Below are 15,170 nucleotides of genomic sequence, written 5' to 3' on the forward strand. Positions count from 1 at the left end.
CGATCTACTCTGGATTATACTGGATAATCAACACTCTTGATATAATATATTAAATGTACTAAAAGTTAAATAAATGATTTTAATAAATTGGTAAATGTCACAACTGAATTTTACTATCTTATCCACTTGGTTACTTTTCAAAAACTTATAAAGATAGAGGAAAACTATCAAGAAACAACATTTTAGAGTACTATTCAAAAGTGAAAAATTTTATTTAATCTTTTGGGTTTTGTTTAGCTGGGCTACCGCATTACAAAGGAAAAACAGCAATAATTTTGATGAATACTTATCAACTGAATTTCAAAATATGGAGCCAGGATTAGGTGCCTTTCTTGTTAATACGCCTCTTCTTGTTCTTATCGGAAAAGTTATTATTTTTATATTTTTAATTGGGATACTTTACAGCTTAGAAATTCTACCCGAAAGTAAAAGTGTTCCTACATGGACAAAGTATGTTATCTTGATAATTTTAGGAGTATTAATTTTCTATACTTGCATTATTTCTTTAATTCATACATTCCAAATGCTTCATTGGGGATACTATCTATCGATTTTCCAAACGATTTTCTGGATAGTCAGTGCTGTATTAATGACTAAAAATCACATTAAGTTGTTATAAATTTACTCTAAAACTTTGGTTTTAAGACTTCTTTAAAACATTTATTTGAAGTTATATTAAATACTTTTTGACATCCAGTTACATTATCCTAAAGTAAAAAGAAGGGGCTGTTCAGAAAGTCGGTTAGGCTGACTTTCTGAACAGCCCCTTCTTAACTATAAAGCAGAAAGTATATTCCTATTTTGTTATACACATTTTGTTCACAGTTTATCCACATTATTCACGTAAAGGGGGCAAATTTTATGAAAGGATATTTTCGCAAACGCGGCTCTAAATGGTCATTCTCCATTGATATAGGACGCGATCCGGAAACAGGAAAACGGAAGCAAAAAACAGTCAGTGGGTTTAAAACAAAAAAGGAGGCTGAGAAAGCATGCGCTGAGATGATTACAAAAATAGAAACGGGAGGATATATCAAAGAAATTGAGACTCCCACCCCTAAAGGGGAAAGCTGACTAACGCCAGTGGGATTCTTGCATGACTAAGCGTTCGCAGTCCATTTCTGTTTTGAACAGCCTGCAAGATGAGGGCATCTCATTGCCCCTCCTAAGACAGTGCATTTAGCATCTTAGGCTGATTGACTGTTACCATCAATCACAGATTTTTTTGAGTGTTCAACATATGTTTTAGCGTCTTTTGCTTGACGACACATATTGTTTTACGTGCGAAATGAATTTGTTCGCACAACCTCATACAATATCTAATTTTCAATGAACACATAAGCGTTTTAAAGACTTGTACGTGTCTACACCAAGTATAGCATATTTTGGAAACTTGATGTGGCAAAAATCACACCGTTTCCGACCTCGCTATCATCCCATGCCTAAAGGCGGTCTACAGACCTTCGTGGGCTTTCTCGCTCGGAAAATCTGTAATGGAACTATAGGTGAATTTCTTATCGAGTTTATGGAGAATAAGGTTAAGCATTCTACTCGTACTTCTACTTACAACAATCAAATATTCATGACAAAGAAGCACCTTCTACCCGTTTTAGGGAACAAAAAACTTAAAGATATCAAACCGTTTGATTGTTACTTTTACGAATCAATGGCGGTTTTCTAATTGAAAATTGTCATAATATACTGTTCACAATAAAAAATGAGTGAGAGATGAAAAATGATCCCTTACTCATTTTTTGATTATGGATGTTGCCTTATTAAGTTCTTTTAGTTTAAACCCTTCTCCATAAATAAAGCTCTTTTTACTAAATTAAATTTCGCTTTGATTGTAATTCTTTATGTTAGTGAATTAGCTACTTTCATTAAATCATCCAACTTTTCGTTCCTGTTATTTTTTGAAATAGTTATATAATATAGCAAGTCTCCTTTCTTAAAACGCATAAATTCATTTTTTGATTCTGGAAGATGATAGTACACAGCCTTAGTTCCATTATTTAAGTCAACATACTTTCCGGTTTTACCTTCTTCTACAGATTGTTCTGGCCTGAGGAAAACCATCATACACAAACGCTCATTTGTTTCTTTGTTTAAGTAATCAACTGTGACTATTTTTTGTGTTTCAGCAAAATTACCACCTGAATGTGTAGGAATAAATGGTATATATTGAGGTAACATAACATCCTTATTGTAAGTTTTTTCGAATTGAGACACTGATTCTTCTATTGAAGAGGCATCATAGCCCAATGGGTTATCCAGATTAATGTCGTATAAAGGATCGGTGAATGGTTTCTTTACACTTGTAACTGGCATTTTGCTGTTAGTAGTAAGTGTATTTGCATTTTGCTTCGTACTTGCGTAAATGACTTGTCCTATGGGCAATAACAAAGTTGAAGCCATAATGGTTGCAGCAATTTTTTTCACCTTCCCATGTCCTCCTAAAATTTATAGATTAGACTATACAATTAAAGAAATAGGCTTTTTTATGTATGCTCGCTTTTGTCTACTATAGGGCTTATTTGGCGATAATTACTTCCGTTCGCTTCTCATGTCCTTGTATCCATTCAACTTCGATTTTCACGAATGTAACTTCTTTTTTTGCTTGTTCGAAAGTTGAAATTTGGCTTATATCATGGTTATTGTCAAAAGATGTTTTAACCTTCACATTAGTCATTATTCCATAAGTATCTTTTGGGACAATGACTGTATTTTGATCTAACTTTTTGTTTGTTGAACTAAATGTAACTTTCCCCCTCCAATTCTCTGAACTTCCTTCAAATGTAAGACTCTGGCTTGCTAATGCATGGCCATATGTTCCTAAGATAGTAAAAGAGCTACTTAGGATAATGATAAAAGTGGAAATAACAATTTTTCTCATGAGAAACACCTCGTAAGTATTGTTCCCAAACATTTCCTAAATATAAAAAAATACATGATTTATTTTTAACTATTCAATTCCTGAAAATAATGTGTTACTTTCATAAATTAATGAAACTTTTCTTTCATATGGAAAATATCTGACAGACTAGAGCAGGAACCCTGTCATTACCCTTTTACAAAAAGTGTAATGAATGTAAAATATCACTTGGTTATATTTTACAAAATATGATTTTTGGAGGTATTTTTTCTAATGTATTCGCCGAATCTAAGAATACAGGGACAACGATTCCCGCTATTATGCAACCTGGTACTATAATTGAGTATGATGAGAATAATAATATGCATGTGATAGTTGAGAAGAACAGTATTGCAGATTCAGAAAATCCACTATCTGATAATGCTATCTCTCAAGAACAGTTTAAGGCACAGCAAGAAGAAATAACTGCTAATGAGCGTCGCATTATGGAGGAAATACAAAAAGAACTTCCGTCTCTTCCTGTCCATTATCTTGAAGATCCAGTCCTACCAGCACCGGAACCCGGAATGCGAGTATCGTATGATGGTATGGGATTACCAAACAAAATAACTACTAGTGGTGTGACAACTTATGCAGCAGTTCCTGATGAAGGAAAAGCATTGCCTAAGGGAACAACTCTACCAAATGGTGTGTACATATACGGAAAGAGCAGTAACAAAATTACAATAAGTAGTACTTCTGTTTTAGGAGAAGGGAAATTAACCACATTCACAGATACAAATGGAAGTGATAAACAGGGGTTGGGAACAACTGATTGCGCTACTAAACAGTCAGTTGATAATCCAAAACCTAATACACCTATTAGTGTCAGAAATACAGACAGCAATGTAGCAGATACTGTATATAAGAATGGTATCGGAACACTAGGAGATGCTGTTTTAGATATTCGGCCGGGAATGATGACGAAATTAAAAGCAAAAGATAACAAAGTTAATGGAAGATATTTCCGAAATAAGTAACATCAAAGAGGCTAACTCATAAATTTTGGGGTAGCCTCCTTTTGCATTACAATTTAGAGGGAGAATTATGAGATACTTTACGATATTTTTGTTAATCCTATCTATTTTTAATTTAAGTGGTTGTACAGGTAATGAGGTAAAATCACCTTACCTTTCTATTACCTATTCGGAAGCAAATAAACAGGGGATTTTTATTCATTTTGTAGATTTTGATCTTACTACTGGAAAATGGAAAGATATTGCCCATGTACCAATGACCGCTCAGTATTCTTTAGGAGCAATAGATAAGAAAAACCAAATTGTATATTATTCGGAAAGGGATTCTACAGGTTCGGATCAACTTGTAAAGCTGGATTTAAAAACAAAGAAAAAAGAAAAATTGACGAATGATTTATATTCCCTTTCATATCTCGTTCCTCTTGAAGAGCGAATTATATTAGGTGCAACAAAAAAAGGGCATCATAATACACAGCTTGCTACTTACGATATAAAAAGCAAAAAACTTTATTTTTGGAATGAAAATGATTTCGACAATTCTTTAGAAACCTTGTCCTACGATCCATTCCATCAACAAATTTATGCCTCTTTTTTCTCTGAAAAGGAACGAAATAAAAATGACGAGATACGATATAAAAGGCAAACACCCGACGTAATTCCACCTACTTATCAAGTTTTTAAATACGATAAAACAGGGACGGATATGAAAAAAATATATGAAACGAAAGAGAAATTACACACATTTGCTCCATTTTACAATCAAAGTGATTTTATGGTAATAGCTAGTTCTCCTACTGTATTTAAACAAAAAAAAGTATACGCACTAGAAAAGGACAAAAAGACGTTTATAGATCTTAAAGGTTATGGCGCCATTGATAATCTTTATTATTCCCCTGACAAAAAAGGGTTTTATTTTACAGCTGAGACCAACGAGAATACAACCGCTCCCCAAAATGCCCTCTATTTTTATGATTTTAATCAAAAGCAAGTTAAAAAAATATTTGAACATTCGGGAGCCTATATTAATAATTACTTGATACTAAATTAATTAGTTTACTCAAAAAAGAACTATATGTACGACTTGAACAACAAAACTAAAGTGTACCTCAATTACGAATCTTGACCTCGTTAATATGTAACGAGGTTTTCTTTTTTTGTGTTTACTTCTTTTTAGAGGTATCAAAAGCTACTTTGCGGCCTATGACAGGAACCCTGTCACTCCCCCTAGAGCAGCTACCTTGTCACTATCCCTTTTTAATATGTCATCCATATGAAAGAAAAACGCCATTAATTTATGAAAGTAACACGTTTGATATTCAAAAATTCTATTCAAAAAAAATGGAGGAAGGACTGTCTGCTTCCTATATTAAACAGTTACACTCCATTCTCACCAAGACATTTCGCTCGGCACTTGAATGGGGCTTGATAGAAAAGAATGTGATGATAGCAGTTAAGGCTCCAAAAATTCAAAAGAAAAATATGGCTATCTGGAACATGAAAGAGGCCTATCAATTTCTTGAGCATGTAAAGGCTCGAAACGAATCATTACAATATCTGATTTTGTGGTGCAATGTTTAAAAAGGCAGAAGACACGACAAAATGAATGGAAGCTTAGATTAGGACAGGCTTATCAATCATCTGATTTAGTTGCAGCTAATTGGGTTGGAACGCCTATCGATCCGATAGAAAACCCTTATAAATCAAGGGTTTTCCGCTTATCTTTATTTTCGTCTAATTTTAACCACATAATAATAGCATCTTCTCCGTTGTCTGTATAATAGCCAGGCCGAATCCCTTCTTCCACGAATCCAAGTTTCCTATACAGTCCTTTTGCTGTTTCATTGCTGCGACGCACTTCAAGTGTCATGGCAGTAGCACCGGAATCTGCAGCATACTCCATTAACCGGTGCATCAGTTTTTCACCAAAATATTGTCCACGGTAATCAGGATGAATGGCAACGTTAGTAATGTGAGCTTCATCCAACACAAGCCACATCCCACCATATCCAACAATTTGTCTGGCTTTCTCCGCTACAAAGTATCTAGCAAATACATTTTGCTTTAACTCATTAATAAACGAATCCCTTGACCAGGGCGTTTGAAATGAAAGCCGCTCCACTTCCTCGATCCCATCAAGGTCTTTCATCTCCATACGCCGAATGATACACTCATCTGACATCGTATTGCCTCCCTACTTCTTCTGGCTGGCAAGCCACTTGGCTTCCGCTTCCGCCAACTGAAGATAGACCGGAGTGAATGTTTGCGTATCTTCAATACGGCCATCCTTGAGGGCTTTCCAGCCCGCTGCGGCGAGATGAGCTGCATGCGGAACTCGATACGATGCCGGAGCAAACAGTGCTTGCTCTCCCATGATGTTCTGAATGGTATCTTGATGGATAGCGATATCATCGCTCAGAAACAGCATTGGTGCTTGGGCATTTGCTGCTTTCCATTCCTCAAGCACCTGTTCCAACAGAACGATTCGTTCAGCCTCTGCAAGACATACTCCGCCTCCTGGTGCCTGATGGTATACACCCGTATATACTTGCCCACGGCGCGCATCGAAGAAGGGAACAATCCGGCCCGGGAAATAAGCACCATTCCAGGCCAATACCTCCAGACTAGAAATCCCGATTAATGGAATATTAAGTGCCCAAGCCATACTTTTGGCAGTAGCGACACCAATCCTCACACCTGTATACGATCCAGGGCCTCTCGCTACTGTAATTGCCTTTAACTCGGATGGCTCGACTTCCACCTCATCCAATAGTTGGCTGATCATCGGCATAAGTCGAACGCTGTGATTTTTTTTCAGATTGGTTATACATTCGCCGAGCACTTTATTTTCTGTGCATACAGCAATGCCCAGACTGAAATTCGATGTATCAATTGCCAGAATGGTCATTCTTTATCGCCTCACATACTGTTTCATATCGTCTACCATATGCCGTAAAAACAAGCGTCCGATCATCGCCTTCTCCACGAGTAATTGCAATCTCACAATGCTCGGCAGGAAGCTGCTCTGCAATCATCTGCGGCCACTCTACTACCGTCACGCCATCCCCGTAGAAATACTCGTCGAAGCCCAAATCTTCCAGTTCATCCTCCATACGATATACATCCATATGATAAAGAGGCAAACGCCCCATATACTCTTTAATAATCGTAAACGTCGGACTGTTGACTACACCGCTAATTTCCATGCCTCGGGCTAGCCCTTGCGTAAAAGTCGTCTTTCCAGCGCCTAAATCACCTGTCAGCGTAAAAACATCTCCGGGTTCCACTAGCCGACCGACGCTTTCAGCTAACACTTGGGTTTCTTGCATGGAATGGGTGTGAAATGTATATGTTTGTGCAGCTCTCATCATCATCACTTCCTACGCGAACTTACCGTTCTTCATTAAAATGATTATACCCTTTTTTCGGGAGCGTTGTACTTTCCCCATTTTGCCAGTGAATCCTTACCTCCGGAGAGCCAGCTTGCACTTCTCCGATCCAGTACAGGGGAAGCTCTCTTTCTGCAAAAGCTCGACTTATGTTCTCTTTATGTTTTGCAGAAACACAGCCGACAAGTCGATAATCTTCTCCTCCGTAAAACGCCCAATCCAGAGCATTATTCCCACTCACATCAGCATAGTGAAGAATCGGTGCACTCAATGGAATTGCCGCTTCCTCCAACTCCAGCCTCACGTTACTCGCTTGAGCGATTTCCCAGGCTTCGCTTGCTAATCCATCACTAATGTCGTTCAATGCGACACGAATACCGCTCGTCGCCAGCAAGCGTCCAGCTTGCACATCAGGTTCCGGCAGACGATGCCGATTAGCCAGAGGCATCCATTCAGCCGGAATGTTAGCAATACCCCATCGCTCTTGCAGCAAAATGTCAAGACCGGCCCCTGAATCGCCTACTGTTCCAGTCAAAAATACGGCATCACCAGGCCGGGCACTACTGCGGAGCAGACCATGCCCCCGCTCCACTTCTCCAAGCACAGTAATTGTCAATGTCAAAGGTCCAGATACCGCGACCGTGTCCCCTCCGATAAGCGCCATATTGTAACGAAGAGCCAATGCCCCCATCCCGTCATAGATTTCGGCTACTTCTTCCTCGCTCCATGTATGCGGTAAGCCTAACGATACAAGATAAAACAGCGGAATTCCACCCATCGCTGCCACATCGCTAATGTTGGATGCCAGCGCTTTATGGCCAATATCGCTTGGCAGCATTGTCTGACGCTTAAAATGCACATCTTCTACCATCGTATCGCAGCAAGCAACCCACTCATAGTTCACGCGCCCAGCAACAATGGCCGCATCATCACCGTTGCCAACCGTAATTCGCTTCCTAAGCGTTGTAGGCACTTTCTGCCGGCCCGTTACATATGAGATAAGCCCGAACTCATCGCGCCGATTTTCTGTCATGAATATCCTCCACTTCCCGCAGCATCAAAGAACCTCGGCATTTGCCACAGACGTATTTTTTGGTATTCATGCGCCGTTTACGTAAATAACGCATGCCGCATTGTTTGCATAGTAGCTCATAACGGTATTCCTGTTTTTTGCGCGGGGCAAGTGAGCGGCAGTATCGACTGCCACCCACTTGTTTTAGCAATTGTTTAAAATCTGCATCTTTATGTTTATATCCCCGACCTGTCAGATGAAGGTGGTAATGGCAAAGCTCATGCTTAATGATCCCTACCAGCTCTTCCATGCCAAAAGCCTCATAGTGTCTAGGGTTTAATTCAATATTATGTGTTCGCAATACATAGCGACCGCCAGTCGTCCGCAGACGCGGATTAAAATAAGCGCGGTGTGCGAACGGACGGGTAAAATCTTCGGTAGAGATTCGCTCAACAAGCTGCTGCAGCTGCGCCTCCGTTAAGCTCTCCATCTTCTCGCCTCCATTCTTGCACCTATCCCCAACATGCGCTACACTTGTGAACGTACATATGAAAGGGGGAACCATAATGCGCTACTGTATTTTATCAACAGAAACAGAATTACAATTTGTTGCTATGCCTGATAGCTATATGTATCAGCTCGTTGCGCTGCTGCATCGTCTTCATAAAGAAATCGACAAACTGACCGTCTCCGAGCGCCCTGCGCTTCCGGAAGTAATCGCAGAATGTACGGAGCTTGAATTACACGACCAGACTGCCAGCATCATTCAAGGCATCGATTATCTGGCAGATTTAGAGAAACGATTCGCTTCTTTACAGGAAGAAAATTATCCGCTTATCGCCTTATTGACTGAGATTCGTGCACTGCATGCACAGCTCGAATATTTAGTAGAAGAAGGCGAATACGAGTAACATTTATCCTTCCGTTACATATAGTGATAAAAGATACTTTGATATAGGCCTGACCACATATCATGTGACGGGAGGGAACAGAATGCCGCAGTGGCTGAAACGCCAGCTATTGAAAGCATTTCAGACGAAAAATCGGCGGCAGATTCTGCTGCTGAATGATTGCTGGTTTTTATATAATGAGAAGCAAGGGGGGCAAAGCTAACGCTTTTCAGCCGCCCCTGTTTCCGGTTCTAACATCGTCAACCCAACACGGCCTTTCTTTACGTCTATGTCTTTAACCCACACAGTCACAATCTCTCCTACGGAAACGACATCAAGCGGATGTTTGACAAATCGGCGACTCAATTGTGAAATGTGAACCAGACCATCATTCTTAAGCCCAATATCAACAAATGCGCCAAAATCGACTACATTACGTACGGTTCCTTGCAACTCCATCCCCTGTGTCAAGTCAGTAATATCAAGCACGTCTTTTTTCAGCATTGGCTTATGCAGTTCTTCCCGTGGATCACGTCCTGGGCGGAGCAAGCTGGCGATGATATCGTGCATTGTCGGCTCTCCAATGTTCAGTGTCCGGGCCATTTCTTTTACATTTACTTCTTTAAACTTTGCCTTCGCCTGCTCACTTGTGATCTCTTCTGGACGGATTCCCAGTTCTTTTAAAAGTGCAGCCACACTCTTATATGATTCCGGATGAATAGGCGTATTATCAAGAGGATTTTCCCCCTCGGAAATGCGAAGAAAGCCTATACATTGCTCGTATGTTTTTGCTCCGAGGCGAGGCACTTCTTTTAATTGATTTCGTGATGTATACTTGCCTGCCTCTTCTCTACGTCCGACGATGTTTTTCGCCACTTGTTTCGAGACGCCAGATACGTATTGTAGGAGCGCAGTGGAAGCCGTATTAACATCTACTCCAACATAGTTCACTGCGGATTCGACGATGAACTCCAGGCTGTCCGACAGCTTGCTCTGTGATACATCGTGTTGATATTGTCCTACGCCAATAGATTTCGGATCAATTTTAACCAGTTCTGCCAACGGATCCTGAAGCCGCCGTCCGATCGATACAGCGCTGCGCTCAGCTACATCTAAATCCGGGAACTCTTCCCCGGCCAGCTTCGAGGCTGAATACACGCTAGCTCCAGCTTCATTAACAATAATATATGAAATATCACGATTTATCTCTTTAAGCATATCTACCGTAAACTGTTCCGTTTCTCTTGAGGCGGTCCCATTGCCAATGGCAATTACTTGCACTCCATATTTTTCGATAAGTTCGATTAGTATTCGCTTTGCTTCTGCTATTTTGTTCTGTGGTGGCGTTGGATATACGACTGCTACCTCTAACAGCTTTCCAGTTTCATCAATCACGGCTGTTTTACAGCCGGTTCGATATGCCGGATCCAAAGCAAGTACAACACGATTTCTAAGCGGTGCTTGAAGTAAAAGCTGACGCAGGTTCTCGGAAAAAATATGGATAGCTTGTTCTTCCGCTTTTTCTGTTAATAGTCCACGTACCTCGCGTTCTACGGCTGGAGCAATCAAACGTTTGTAGCTATCCTCTATGGTTGCTTTAAGCGGGGCAGAAGCAACGCTTTCTCTGCGAATCCACTTTCGTTCAAGGTGCTGTAGAATTGGCAGGAAATCAAGCTCAATTTTTACACGTAGAATGCCTTCCCGCTCTGCACGATTTACCGCAAGCACACGGTGTGGAGCGATACGAGAAGCAGGTTCGCTGTATTCATAGTACATTTCATATACCTTTTTCTCAGACGACTCATCTTCCTTTTTAACAGTAGACAATGTAGCCCGCTTCATCGTGTATTCACGCACCCAGCTGCGTACATTCGGATCATCTGCTATTTGCTCGGCGATGATATCTGAGGCACCCTGTATGGCTTCCTCAACCGATTCCACGCCCTTTTCTCCGTTTACATATTTTAAAGCCTCTTTTTCCAGACTTCCACTACGCGCAGACAGCATAAATCCGGCGAGCGGTTCTAACCCTTTCTCTTTAGCTACAGTAGCCCGAGTCCGGCGTTTCTGCTTGAAGGGACGATATAAATCTTCCACCTGCTGAAGTTTAACGGAGCGGCGAATCTCGGTTTCCAGCTCGTCCGTCAATTTATCCTGCTCAGCAATCAAGCGAATGACTTCTTCTTTCCGCTCCTCCAACTGTCGTAGATATTGGACGCGCTCCTGAATGGAACGAATCTGATTCTCATCCAGCATACCAGTCATTTCCTTGCGATAACGAGCAATAAATGGGACTGTGCTGCCTTCGTCCAGCAGAGAAATCGTACGTTCCACTTGTCCCTGAGCAATTCGCAATTCCTCTGCAATAACCAAAACCATCTGTTTTACTTCCATGGACCTACATCCTTCCGGGGCTTTTTTGTCACTCAACGAAAAAAAGCTACCGTGTTTCACAGCAGCCTCTTAGGAATCAAATACATTCATGAATATCTTAAAAATCAATAAGTCCTAAACTAATCTGGAGAGCGTCATTTACCCGTTCCATCATCTCTTCGTCCAGGTGTGTGATCTTATCCGTTAGCCTTTGTTTGTCGATCGTACGTATCTGTTCAAGAAGAATAACGGAATCACGGTCAAATGCATACGTTTTCGCATCGATCTCCACATGAGTAGGCAACTTAGCTTTTTGTATTTGTGCCGTAATGGCTGCGACGATTACTGTCGGACTGAATCGGTTCCCTATATCATTCTGTATGACCAATACGGGCCGGACTCCGCCCTGCTCCGATCCGACAACGGGGGATAAATCCGCAAAATATACGTCGCCACGCTTCACGATCACACACTACACCCCGCTCACTAAACGTCCCAACGTCAGATCGGCCTCTTCTTCGGCTTGAAAAGCCTCGCTCGCCATATGCAAATTGATGTTTGCCATCTCCATATACCCGCGCTGCATCATCTCACGGATATGACGCTTTTTACGTTCTTTCAAATACAATCTCATTGCCTGACGGATAAATTCACTGCGATTTGATTTTTCCTTTTCAACCAATCCATCCACTTCCTGTAATAGATGATCTGGCAAGCTAATCATGATACGCTTCGTGTCCATTTTAGACAAGACCATCGCACCTCCAACACCAACGCTATACAACATTTTCACAAGTTGAAAGACCACGCGAAAGACACATTACCAGTATGGCGTAGCCCATACAAAAATATACTTTACGCCGTTCGACAAGCGGGAGCGTTCGACTCCCTTTCTTACTATTCGAGCAATACCGGCAAATTCCTGCCCCTCTTCTCCATTTTTAGAAGAGATTTTGGTCCCTATCTTGATTCTTACTGATTGTACCATGATTCCCCCTGTGTCACAACAGGAGGAATCGCGTTTTTATACGGCTATTCCTGACAAAAACTTGTCGATATACGGTTGCTGACTGAAACAATCCTGCCATTCTCCATGTATACACGTGGAACTCGCTTACTAACCATGCAGGTTACCTCATAATTAATTGTTGTAAGCCACTTCGCCATTTCATCAACAGAAATCTCGTCGTTTCCCTGTTTACCAATAAGCACAACTTCTTCTCCCACAGCTATATCAGGAATATGTGTAACGTCGACCATAAATTGGTCCATGCAAACTCTTCCTGCGATCGGTGCACGCTCCCCTTTAATCAACACATAGCCTTTATTCGACAAAAGGCGATTATAACCATCTGCATAGCCCACTGGAATAGTTGCTATTACGGCCTCCTGCAATGCCTCGTATGTGGCCCCATAGCTAACTTTTGCCCCTTTGGGAACCCGCTTAACATGGCTTATGCGTGCCTTCCAACTGAAAGCCGGCATAAGAGGAATATTCGTCGTTTTAGCATAGTCGGAAGGGTACTGACCATATAAACTAATTCCCAAACGGATCATATGTCGACTTTTCTCCGGATAGAACATGGCAGCAGCACTGTTGTTTGTATACAAAAGCGGAATCGTGATGCCACGCGCCTTCAATTCATCGATCAATTTTTCAAACATACGATATTGTTCAAGCGTATATGCAGTATCTTCTTCGTCAGCGGTAGCAAAATGAGTAAACATGCCTTCAATTTCGATCCATGGGCAAGTCTCCACACAATCAAGGAACGCTCTAAGCTCTTCCGCTGTACACATGCCGATTCGTCCCATTCCTGTATCGACTTTCATATGAATTTTTGCAACCTTTTGTAGTTCTTCTGCTTTTCGACATATCTCTTTTGCCATATCTTGTTGGTATACGGTCATAACAATATCGTGTCTAATAGCGATTTCAATGCCACGTGCTGGAAATGAACTAAGCACAAGAATAGGAGCCGTAATACCTTGACTGCGAAGCTCTAGTGCTTCGTCCAGCAAGGCTACACCAAGCCACTCAGCCCCCTCGCTTAACGCCTTTTGAGCCACTCTATACGCCCCATGCCCATAGCCATCCGCTTTTACCACAGCCATAATCTTCGTCTCTGCGGGAATATGTTTACGGAATGTCTGGATATTCTTTCCGATAGCATCAAGATTAATCTCGGCCCAGACATCTCGGTAATACTCTCCTGCTTCTTCCATTAGCTTATTTCCCTCTTTTCTGTATACGTGCAATCTGTTTATCTACTTCTTCAAGGAACTCTTGTGAAGCCATCACATGATATTTCTTCCCGCTTCGGGTCCGGTACGTCGGTTTCCACACACTGACACGTTGCAATTCGTTTAGCGGTACGCTCTCTTCATTCTTTCCGACACGCAGAACAAGATGTGTACGTGAGAGCTTATATGTTGGATGCAAAATTGCTTTGTAAATCAACGGCGCAAACCCTACGATAATAATAGCTGCTGCCATAGCGATAATAAATACGGTCATACGACCTTGTGGCAGGAAGTTTAAGAGGCCAAACATTACAATAATATAAAGCAGCGTCTCGATTAGCTTGTACGTAACTGGACGCTTTAAGTAGATATCTTTCGCGCTCGCCTCTTCATGGCGCAATATGTTTCCCTGTTGCTTTTTCATGCAAATTTCGTTCCCCCATCGTTCATTTTGTAGAATAGGCAACAAAAAGTCCGGTGATCCGCTTAAAAAAATGGACCCTCATCATGTTTACACCCGAGGTACTCTGTCAAAGAGTCTCCTCTTTAAGATGCAGCACGAGATACTCACACGGATCTCCGTTTCTTCTTATATTATGTCCAGTATAGCAGATATCCCGCCAATCTGGGTACATGCCTTATCCCTATTGGTTTTATTGCTACATACACTATGTATAGAGTATATGTAGTTAGCTATAAAAGGAGGTGATGAGGGATGGCACGACAGTCGAGAAGAAGAAATGCCACAATAGTGGAAAAAGAAGCTGTAGACAAACGATTAAGCGAGATCGAAACATCCCTTTCCGAAATGGAGCGCCGGATGCATGAAGCAAGAGAAAACATGAATAAAATCGAAAACATGCTTGCACAACTGAACCAAGTTAAAATCGAGCAGCCCTCTCGAAAGGCAAGAACACGAAAACGTCCCAATTCAGAACAGCAACCGCATCGTCGCGCCTCGCCTTTACCGATTCCGGAAAAAAAACATGGGCTTGAACCTGAATCCAAGACTCTGCCCTTGGGATTAGGAAAGAACGGAGGAAAAGGATTCGATATAGCCGGAATAGCAGAAATGCTTCAAAATCCTGCTGTACAGGGGCTAATAAAAAAAGGGTTAAATAGCGGAGTCGCTACTAAAACAACAAAACAAGGAGGGAAGGTGGCGGGAAAAGCAATTAAAAAAGACGGTCTAAGTGATATGCTGAGCGGTGTAAATTTTACCGATATAGCAAAATTACTGCAACATCCGATGGTTCAATCCATGTTAAAAAATATGCTCTAAAATCAACAGAAAAAGCACTTCTCTCCTGTACATTAGAGAAAAGTGCTTTTTCATACGCATAGTACCGATGGTCGGGGTCGAACCGACACTCCCGA

General features: G+C 41.3%; 20 protein-coding genes and 1 pseudogene. 8 read left to right on the forward strand and 13 right to left on the reverse strand.

Annotated features, from left to right (window positions below):
- Positions 1 to 861: 861 nt before the first annotated feature.
- Together HMPREF0083_RS04355 and HMPREF0083_RS30065 are read left to right on the forward strand one after the other, a co-directional pair.
- A pseudogene (locus HMPREF0083_RS04355) lies at positions 862 to 1,041 on the forward strand (Arm DNA-binding domain-containing protein); the annotation flags it as partial.
- Between the two features lie 397 nt (positions 1,042 to 1,438).
- Entirely contained in the window at positions 1,439 to 1,681 is a 243-nt protein-coding gene (locus HMPREF0083_RS30065; RefSeq protein WP_021619858.1) for an N-terminal phage integrase SAM-like domain-containing protein, read from the forward strand.
- A 173-nt stretch (positions 1,682 to 1,854) separates the two neighbouring features.
- Here HMPREF0083_RS30065 and HMPREF0083_RS04365 read toward each other — a convergent pair whose 3' ends face one another.
- Together HMPREF0083_RS04365 and HMPREF0083_RS04370 are read right to left on the reverse strand one after the other, a co-directional pair.
- Positions 1,855 to 2,439 (reverse strand): hypothetical protein, encoded by a 585-nt coding sequence (locus tag HMPREF0083_RS04365; protein WP_021619859.1) that lies wholly within the window; start codon positions 2,437 to 2,439, stop codon positions 1,855 to 1,857.
- Positions 2,440 to 2,530: 91 nt separating this feature from the next.
- Positions 2,531 to 2,893 carry a hypothetical protein gene (locus HMPREF0083_RS04370; protein ID WP_040301479.1) on the reverse strand — a complete coding sequence of 121 codons (363 nt, stop codon included), beginning with the start codon at positions 2,891 to 2,893 and terminating at the stop codon, positions 2,531 to 2,533.
- A gap of 227 nt (positions 2,894 to 3,120) precedes the next feature.
- On the opposite strand from HMPREF0083_RS04370, the gene HMPREF0083_RS26160 reads away from it, so the two are divergent.
- From HMPREF0083_RS26160 to HMPREF0083_RS28965, 3 genes are all read left to right on the forward strand, one after another.
- Positions 3,121 to 3,891, forward strand: a complete 771-nt coding sequence (locus tag HMPREF0083_RS26160) for a hypothetical protein (RefSeq protein ID WP_021619861.1) — start codon at positions 3,121 to 3,123, stop codon at positions 3,889 to 3,891.
- Between the two features lie 67 nt (positions 3,892 to 3,958).
- Positions 3,959 to 4,936: a hypothetical protein gene (locus HMPREF0083_RS04380; protein ID WP_021619862.1), complete on the forward strand. Its 978-nt coding sequence runs from the start codon at positions 3,959 to 3,961 to the stop codon at positions 4,934 to 4,936.
- Positions 4,937 to 5,088: 152 nt separating this feature from the next.
- Entirely contained in the window at positions 5,089 to 5,466 is a 378-nt protein-coding gene (locus HMPREF0083_RS28965; protein ID WP_021619863.1) for a hypothetical protein, read from the forward strand.
- A gap of 115 nt (positions 5,467 to 5,581) precedes the next feature.
- Here HMPREF0083_RS28965 and rimI read toward each other — a convergent pair whose 3' ends face one another.
- From rimI to HMPREF0083_RS04410, 5 genes are read right to left on the reverse strand one after another with little or no spacing between them, the layout of a single operon-like run.
- Complete coding sequence (rimI, locus tag HMPREF0083_RS04390) at positions 5,582 to 6,067, reverse strand: ribosomal protein S18-alanine N-acetyltransferase (RefSeq protein ID WP_040301481.1); 486 nt, start codon at positions 6,065 to 6,067, stop codon at positions 5,582 to 5,584.
- A gap of 12 nt (positions 6,068 to 6,079) precedes the next feature.
- Positions 6,080 to 6,793 (reverse strand): tRNA (adenosine(37)-N6)-threonylcarbamoyltransferase complex dimerization subunit type 1 TsaB, encoded by a 714-nt coding sequence (tsaB, locus tag HMPREF0083_RS04395; RefSeq protein ID WP_021619865.1) that lies wholly within the window; start codon positions 6,791 to 6,793, stop codon positions 6,080 to 6,082.
- Positions 6,774 to 7,253, reverse strand: a complete 480-nt coding sequence (tsaE, locus tag HMPREF0083_RS04400; RefSeq protein WP_051354529.1) for a tRNA (adenosine(37)-N6)-threonylcarbamoyltransferase complex ATPase subunit type 1 TsaE — start codon at positions 7,251 to 7,253, stop codon at positions 6,774 to 6,776. The genes tsaB and tsaE overlap by 20 nt, the downstream gene beginning before the upstream one ends.
- 22 nt (positions 7,254 to 7,275) lie before the next feature.
- The gene (gene thiL, locus HMPREF0083_RS04405) at positions 7,276 to 8,307 is read right to left on the reverse strand and encodes a thiamine-phosphate kinase (protein WP_021619867.1); all 1,032 of its coding nucleotides are present in this window, start codon (positions 8,305 to 8,307) and stop codon (positions 7,276 to 7,278) included.
- Positions 8,285 to 8,776, reverse strand: a complete 492-nt coding sequence (locus HMPREF0083_RS04410) for a SprT family protein (protein WP_040301482.1) — start codon at positions 8,774 to 8,776, stop codon at positions 8,285 to 8,287. The genes thiL and HMPREF0083_RS04410 overlap by 23 nt, the downstream gene beginning before the upstream one ends.
- A gap of 76 nt (positions 8,777 to 8,852) precedes the next feature.
- Between HMPREF0083_RS04410 and HMPREF0083_RS04415 the strand changes: the two genes are divergently transcribed.
- Together HMPREF0083_RS04415 and cmpA are read left to right on the forward strand one after the other, a co-directional pair.
- Positions 8,853 to 9,197 carry a hypothetical protein gene (locus HMPREF0083_RS04415; RefSeq protein WP_021619869.1) on the forward strand — a complete coding sequence of 115 codons (345 nt, stop codon included), beginning with the start codon at positions 8,853 to 8,855 and terminating at the stop codon, positions 9,195 to 9,197.
- A gap of 82 nt (positions 9,198 to 9,279) precedes the next feature.
- Positions 9,280 to 9,399: a cortex morphogenetic protein CmpA gene (gene cmpA, locus HMPREF0083_RS27840; RefSeq protein WP_021619870.1), complete on the forward strand. Its 120-nt coding sequence runs from the start codon at positions 9,280 to 9,282 to the stop codon at positions 9,397 to 9,399.
- Here cmpA and HMPREF0083_RS04420 read toward each other — a convergent pair.
- The 6 genes from HMPREF0083_RS04420 to HMPREF0083_RS04440 all read right to left on the reverse strand — a co-directional run bounded on the left by HMPREF0083_RS04420 (position 9,396) and on the right by HMPREF0083_RS04440 (position 14,217).
- A complete protein-coding gene (locus HMPREF0083_RS04420) occupies positions 9,396 to 11,570 on the reverse strand; it encodes a Tex family protein (protein WP_021619871.1) in 2,175 nt (724 codons plus the stop codon). The two genes, cmpA and HMPREF0083_RS04420, sit on opposite strands and share 4 nt — an antisense overlap.
- A 97-nt stretch (positions 11,571 to 11,667) precedes the next feature.
- A complete protein-coding gene (locus HMPREF0083_RS04425) occupies positions 11,668 to 12,018 on the reverse strand; it encodes a type II toxin-antitoxin system PemK/MazF family toxin (protein ID WP_021619872.1) in 351 nt (116 codons plus the stop codon).
- Positions 12,019 to 12,021: 3 nt separating this feature from the next.
- Positions 12,022 to 12,306: a CopG family ribbon-helix-helix protein gene (locus HMPREF0083_RS04430; protein WP_040301484.1), complete on the reverse strand. Its 285-nt coding sequence runs from the start codon at positions 12,304 to 12,306 to the stop codon at positions 12,022 to 12,024.
- 63 nt (positions 12,307 to 12,369) lie between these two features.
- Complete coding sequence (locus HMPREF0083_RS27845; protein ID WP_021619874.1) at positions 12,370 to 12,537, reverse strand: hypothetical protein; 168 nt, start codon at positions 12,535 to 12,537, stop codon at positions 12,370 to 12,372.
- A gap of 44 nt (positions 12,538 to 12,581) precedes the next feature.
- Positions 12,582 to 13,775 (reverse strand): alanine racemase, encoded by a 1,194-nt coding sequence (gene alr, locus HMPREF0083_RS04435; RefSeq protein ID WP_021619875.1) that lies wholly within the window; start codon positions 13,773 to 13,775, stop codon positions 12,582 to 12,584.
- Positions 13,776 to 13,779: 4 nt separating this feature from the next.
- Positions 13,780 to 14,217 (reverse strand): hypothetical protein, encoded by a 438-nt coding sequence (locus tag HMPREF0083_RS04440; protein WP_021619876.1) that lies wholly within the window; start codon positions 14,215 to 14,217, stop codon positions 13,780 to 13,782.
- A gap of 291 nt (positions 14,218 to 14,508) precedes the next feature.
- Here HMPREF0083_RS04440 and HMPREF0083_RS04445 point away from each other — a divergent pair, with 291 nt between their 5' ends.
- The gene (locus HMPREF0083_RS04445) at positions 14,509 to 15,075 is read left to right on the forward strand and encodes a hypothetical protein (RefSeq protein WP_021619877.1); all 567 of its coding nucleotides are present in this window, start codon (positions 14,509 to 14,511) and stop codon (positions 15,073 to 15,075) included.
- Positions 15,076 to 15,170 lie beyond the last annotated feature (95 nt).

It is taken from the genome of Aneurinibacillus aneurinilyticus ATCC 12856 (assembly GCF_000466385.1).
GTDB lineage: Bacteria > Bacillota > Bacilli > Aneurinibacillales > Aneurinibacillaceae > Aneurinibacillus > Aneurinibacillus aneurinilyticus.